The 6,911-nt window shown below is 71.2% G+C and carries 1 protein-coding gene; it reads left to right on the top strand.

All coding sequences use genetic code 11. From position 1 onward, the window contains the following. Window positions 1–6,911: amino acid adenylation domain-containing protein (locus tag ACWDZ7_RS42410; protein WP_451804253.1), on the top strand; the 6,911-nt coding region annotated here is incomplete at both ends.

Below are 6,911 nucleotides of genomic sequence, written 5' to 3'. Positions count from 1 at the left end.
CCGCGCATTCCATGGGGCAGATCGGCTTCAACTACCTGGGCCGCTTCTCCTCCGCCGACATGCCCGAAGACCTCCGCGGCCTCGGCTTCACCCAGCTGTGCGAGATGTCTGCGCCCCTGGACGCCGACATGCCGGCGATGTCCGCGCTCGAACTCAACTCCATGGTCATCGACACCGAACAGGGCGCCCAGCTGGATGTCTCGGCCGGGTTCCCCGCCGGGCTCCTCGCCACCGAGGACGTCCGGGAACTCATCGACCTGTGGTTCGCCGCGCTCGCCGCACTGGCCCGGCACACCGCCGACCCGGCCGCCGGCGGCCTCACCCCCTCCGACCTGCCCCTGGTGAAGGTGAGCCAGCAGGACATCGAAGCCTGGGAGAGCCGCTACCCGGGCGTCTCGGACGTCTGGCCGATGACCCCCCTCCAGGCCGGCCTCCTCTTCCACACCCTGCTCAACGACGACTCCTGGGACGCCTACCAGATGCAGATGGCGTTCCACATCGAGGGTGAGGTCGACCCCGCCCGGATGCGGGTCGCGGCCCAGGCCCTCCTCGACCGGCACGCCAACCTGCGCACCGCCTTCGTCCACGATTCCAGGGGCAACCAGGTACAGGTCGTCGTCGACGGCGTCGAAGTGCCCTGGCAGGAGATCGACCTCAGCCACCTCGACGCGCGGGCCCGCGCCGACGCCTTCGACCGCTTCCTCGCCGAGGACCACGCCCGCAGCTTCGACCCGGCCGCCCCGCCCATGCTGCGGCTGACCCTGGTCAAGACCGCGCAGGACGCGTCCGAACTGGTTCTGACCGCCAGCCACGTCCTCTTCGACGGCTGGTCCCTGCCGGTCCTCATGCAGGACATCCTCCGGCTGTACGGGTCGGCCGGCGACGCCTCCGTACTGCCCAGGGTCCGCGGCTTCAAGGACTTCCTGGTCCACCTCTCGCGGCAGGACGACGAGGAGACGGCCCGCGCCTGGGCCAAGGACCTCGCCGGCGTGGACGAGCCGACCCTGCTGGTGCCCGGCGGCGCCGCGCAGGAGGGCAGCTCCGGCATCGGACACGTCGAACTCCCCCTGCCGCTGGAGGAGATCCGCGACCTGAACCGGCGCGCCTCCGAGCTCGGCGTCACCGTCAACACCCTGGTCCAGGGCGCCTGGGCGGTGCTGCTCGGCCAGCTCACCGGACGGCAGGACGTGGTGTTCGGAGCCACCGTCTCCGGACGCCCGCCGGCGGTCACGGGCGTCGACTCCATGGTCGGCATGTTCATCAACACCCTTCCCGTACGCGTCGAGTTCAGCCCGGCAGACACCCTCGCCGACGTCCTGCGGAACCTGCAGAAGCGGCAGGCGGCACTCCTGGACCACCACCACTACGGCCTCACCGAGATCCACCGGACCACCGGGCTGAGCACGCTGTTCGACACCCTCGTCGTCTTCGAGTCCTACCCGGTCGACCGGGACGGGCTCAGCGACGCCAACTCGGCGGCCGGCATCGCCTTCACCGGCATCCGCCCGTCCACCGGCACCCACTATCCGCTGACGGTCATGGCGGACGCCGACCCCCACCTGCGGCTGAACCTCCAGTACCAGGAGCACGTCCTCGACCGCGAGACGGTCGACGTCATCGCCGCACGCCTCGTGCGGGTCCTGCGCCAGCTGATCACCGACCCGACCCTGCCGGTCGGCCTCGTCGACATCCTGGAGCCCGCCGAGCGCGTCCGGCTCCTCGAGCGGTTCAACGACACCGACACCCCGACGGCCCCGCTCACCCTCCCCGCCCTCTTCGAGGCCCAGGCCGCCCAGAGCCCGGACGCGGTGGCCGTGGTCTGCGAGGACACGGAACTGACGTACGCACAGGTGAACGCGCGGGCGAACCGCCTGGCGCGGGAACTGACCGCCCTGGGCGTGGGCCCCGAAGCGGTCGTGGCGCTGTCCCTGCCCCGATCCGCGGAGCTCGTCATCGGACTCCTGGCGGTCCTCAAGGCAGGCGCCGCCTACCTGCCCATCGACCCGAAGTACCCCAGCCACCGGCTGGCGTACATCCTCACCGAGGCCGCCCCGCAGCTGATCCTCACCGACCACGACACCGCCGGCGTACTGCCCGGCGGTGACATCCCGGCGCTCCACCTCGACGACGTCGACTTCGACGACGTCGACCGGGACGCCCCAGCCGGCGTCGGGGACCTCCGCGACGCCGACCGCCGGACGCCGCTGCGCCCCCACCACCTGGCGTACGTGATGTACACCTCGGGCTCCAGCGGTACGCCCAAGGGCGTCGCCATCACCCACCACAACGTCGTCAACGGCGTCACGCAGCTGGCCGGACACATCGACGCCGGACCCGGCCGCAGGGCACTGGCCGGCACCTCCATCAACTTCGACGTCTCCGCCTTCGAGATCTTCACCACCCTGTGCACCGGCGGCGTCGTCGAAGTCGTCCGCGACGTCCTGGTCCTGGGGGAGCGGGAGGGCTGGCAGGGCAACGTCATCTCGACGGTCCCCTCCGCCTTCGCCGAACTCCTCGACCAGATCGCCGACCGCACCCGGGTGGACGTCCTGGTCTTCGCCGGCGAGGCACTCCCGGCCGACCTGGTCAACCGCGCCCGCGAGGCGTTCCCCGGCGTGCGGATCATCAACGCCTACGGCCAGACCGAGTCGTTCTACGCCACCACCTTCACCGCCTCCGGCACCCCGCGGGCCCTTGGCGCCGTACCGATCGGCGCGCCGCTGGGCAACATGCGCGCCTACGTCCTGAACACCGGCCTCCAACCCGTCCCCGCGGGCGTCGCAGGAGAGCTCTACATCGGCGGGAACGTCGGCCGCGGCTACCTCGGCCGGCCGGGCCTGACCGCCGAGCGGTTCGTCGCGGACCCCTACGGTGAGCCCGGTTCGCGGATGTACCGCACCGGTGACCTGGCCCGCTGGAATGCCCAGGGCGAGCTGGAGTACGTGGGCCGCGCCGACACCCAGGTCAAGGTCCGCGGCTTCCGTGTGGAGCCCGGTGAGGTCGAGGCCGCCGTCGTAAAGCACCCCGGCGTCGCCCAGGCCGCGGTCATCGCCAGGGCCGGGGCCGCCACCGACACCGGCAAGCGGCTCATCGCCTACGTCGTGCCCGCCGAGCCCGGGGGCGTCACCGCCGAAGAGCTGCGCGAGGCGGTGGCCGCGGGCCTGCCGGACTTCATGGTCCCCGCCGCGTTCATGCTGCTCGACCGCCTCCCGCTGATGCCCAACGGCAAGCTGGACCGGGCCGCGCTGCCCGAGCCGGAGTTCACCGCCGGCGCCTACCGGGCGCCGCGCACCGCGGCCGAGCAGACCCTGGCGGAGCTGTTCGCCGAGGTACTCGGCCTGGACCAGGTCGGCATCGACGACAACTTCTTCACCCTCGGCGGACACTCACTGCTGGCCACCCGTCTGATCAGCCGGGTCCGTACCGTCCTCGGCGCGGAACTCCCGATCAAGACGGTCTTCGCCGCACCGAGCGTCGCCGAGCTCACCACGCACCTGTCGGCGGGCGTCGAGGTCCGTCCGGCGCTCAAGCGCCTCACCTCCCGGCCCGAGCGGCTCCCCCTGTCCTTCGCACAGCGCCGCCTGTGGTTCATCGACAAGTTCGAGGGCCCCTCGGCGACCTACAACATCCCGCTCAACCTGAGGCTCACCGGCGAGCTGGACACCACCGCCCTGGCGGCCGCCCTGGGCGACGTCGTGGCCCGGCACGAGAGCCTGCGCACCGTCTTCGCGGAGGACGCCGAGGGCATCCCCTTCCAGCGGATCGTGCCGGCGGCCGAAGTCCTGCTCCAGGTGCCGGTCATCGACGTCACGGCCGACCAGCTGGACGTGGCGATCGCCGAGACCGCCGAGTACACGTTCGCGCTGGACCGCGAGATCCCGGTGCGGGCCCGCATCCTGCGCACCGGCGCACAGGAGCACATCCTGTCGCTGGTGATCCATCACATCGCCGGCGACGGCGAGTCGATGGCGCCGCTCATCCGCGAGGTGTCCGCCGCCTACGGCGCCCGCCGCGAAGGCCGCACGCCGCACTTCTGCGAACTGCCCGTCCAGTACACCGACTACGCCATCTGGCAGCGCGAGCTGCTGGGGGAGAACTCCGACCCGCAGAGCGTGCTCGCCCGGCAGTGCGCCTACTGGCGTGACGAACTGGCCGGCATCCCCGAGCCGCTCCAGCTGCCCGCCGACCGGCCGCGCCCGCCCAAGGCCAGCCACCGCGGCGACATGACCGAGTTCACCGTGGAGCCCGAACTGTTCGCCGCGGTCGAGGAGCTGGCACGCGAGCGTGACGTGACCGTCTCGATGGTGATGCAGTCGGTGCTCGCCGTGCTGCTGCACCAGGTGGGAGCCGGGGACGACATCCCGATCGGCTCCCCGATCGCGGGCCGCACCGACGACGCCCTGGACGACCTGATCGGCTTCTTCGTCAATACCTGGGTGCTGCGGGCCGAACTCGCCGGCAACCCGACGTTCGACGAGCTGATCGCCCAGGTGAAGGAGAAGGCCCTGGGCGCCTACGGCAACCAGGACGCCCCCTTCGAGCGGCTGGTGGAACTCCTCAACCCCGACCGGTCCACCGCGTACCACCCCCTGTTCCAGGTGATGTTCGCCTGGCAGAACTTCGCCCAGGCCGACTTCGACCTGCCCGGTCTGCGCGTGGACTTCGTCCCCGTCGTCACCGGCACCGCGAAGTTCGACCTCTTCTTCAACCTCACCGAGGTCACCACGCCGAACGGACGTGAGGCCCAGGGCCTCATCGAGTACGCGACCGACCTCTTCGACCGCTCGACCGCCGAGCTCCTCGCGACCCGGTTCCTGCGGGTACTGCGCGGCCTCGTCACCAACCCGGCGGCCCCGGTCGGCCTGGTGGACGCCCTCGACCCCGCCGAGCGCGAACTGGTCGTGCGCGGCCACAACAAGACCTTCAAGCTGGTGCCGACGCACACCCTGCCCGTGTTGTTCGAGCGTCAGGCGGCGCTGAGTCCGGACGCGGTGGCCGTGGTCTGCGAGGACACGGAACTGACGTACGCGCAGGTGAACGCGCGGGCGAACCGTCTGGCGCGGGAGCTGGTGGCGCGTGGTGCGGGTGTGGGGTCGGTGGTGGCGTTGGCGCTGCCGCGGACCGCGGATCTGGTGGTGGGCATGCTGGCGGTGCTCAAGTCGGGTGCGGCGTATCTGCCGATCGACCCGAAGTACCCCAGCCACCGCCTGGCCCACATCCTGTCCGAAGCGGCACCCCACCTGGTGCTGACCGACGCCGAGACCCTGCGCGTGCTTCCCGAGACCGACCTCCCGGCCCTCTTCGTCGGTGACGTCGACCTGGAATCGGCCGTCGACGGCGCAGCGGACTGCGCGGACCTGACGAACCGCGACCGCGGCGCGGCCCTGCGCCCGGACGATCTGGCGTATGTGATGTACACGTCGGGCTCCAGTGGTACGCCCAAGGGTGTCGCTGTCACGCATCACAATGTCGTCAACGGCATCACGCATCTGGCCGCTCTCATCGAGGCGGGTCCGGGTCGTGTGGCGCTGGCGGGCACGTCGGTCAACTTCGACGTCTCCGTCTTCGAGATCCTCACCAACCTCTGTCATGGCGGGACGATCGAGATCGTCCGCGACGTCCTGGTCCTGGGGGAGCGTGCGGGCTGGCACGGGCACATCGTCTCCACGGTGCCCTCCGCCTTCGCCGAACTCCTCGACCAGATCGCCGACAACGTCCAGATGGACACGGTGGTCTTCGCCGGCGAGGCCCTGCCGGCCTCGCTCGTCACCCGCATCCGCCAGACGCGGCCGGACATCCGCGTCATCAACGCCTACGGCCAGACCGAGTCGTTCTACGCCACCTCCTTCGCCGTCCACGGCGACACGGCGTGGGAGGGAAGCGGCAGCGCGCCGATCGGCCGGCCGCTGGGCAACATGCGCACCTACGTCCTCGGCCCCGCCCTCCAGCCGGCCCCCGTCGGCGTGGTGGGTGAGCTGTACGTGGGCGGGAACGTCGGCCGCGGCTACCTCGGCCGGCCGGGTTTGACCGCCGAGCGGTTCGTCGCGGACCCCTACGGTGAGCCCGGTTCGCGGATGTACCGCACCGGTGACCTGGCCCGCTGGAACGCCCAGGGCGAGCTGGAGTACGTGGGCCGCGCCGACACCCAGGTCAAGGTCCGCGGCTTCCGCATCGAACCCGGTGAGGTCGAGGCCGCCATGGTGGCGCACCCCGGCGTCGCCCAGGCCGCGGTCGTCGTCAGGGCGGGAGCCGGCACCGGCGCCAAGCAGCTGGTCGGCTACGTCGTACCGGCCGGCACGGACCGGCCGGAGAGTGCCGAGAGCGTCGGCGAGACGGACTACGACCTGACCGCCGGAGTGTCCTCACGCGACCTGCGCGCCTTCGTCGGCCAGCGGCTGCCGGAGTTCATGGTCCCCTCCGCGTTCGTCATCCTGGACCGGCTGCCGTTGATGCCGAACGGCAAGCTGGACCACAAGGCGCTTCCGGAGCCGGAGTTCACCGGTGGTGCCTACCGGGCGCCGGGCACGGCACAGGAGAAGGTCCTGGCCGGGGTCTACGCCGAGGTGCTGGGGCTCGACCGGGTGGGTGTCGACGACGACTTCTTCGCCGTCGGCGGTGACTCCATCCGCTCCATCCAGGTGGTGACCCGGGCCCGTGCCCAGGGCCTGGAGGTCAGCCCCCGGCAGATCTTCGAGCAGCGCACCGTGGCCGAGCTGGCTCTCGTGGCCCTCGACACCGGCACCGCGATCGTCCTGGAGGAGTTCGAGGGCGGCGGCATCGGCTCCGTCCCCCTGCTGCCGATCGTCCACTACATGACGGAACTGGGCGGCGGTTATGACCGGTTCTCCATGTCGCTGGCGGTTGAGCTGCCGGCGGGCATCGACGCCGGGGGGCTTGCGGCGACGCTGAAC

The sequence above is a fragment of the Streptomyces sp. NPDC003032 genome, from assembly GCF_053591415.1.
The sequence above is the reverse complement of the archived record's forward strand: the minus strand, read 5'-3'. Positions and strand labels throughout refer to the sequence as shown.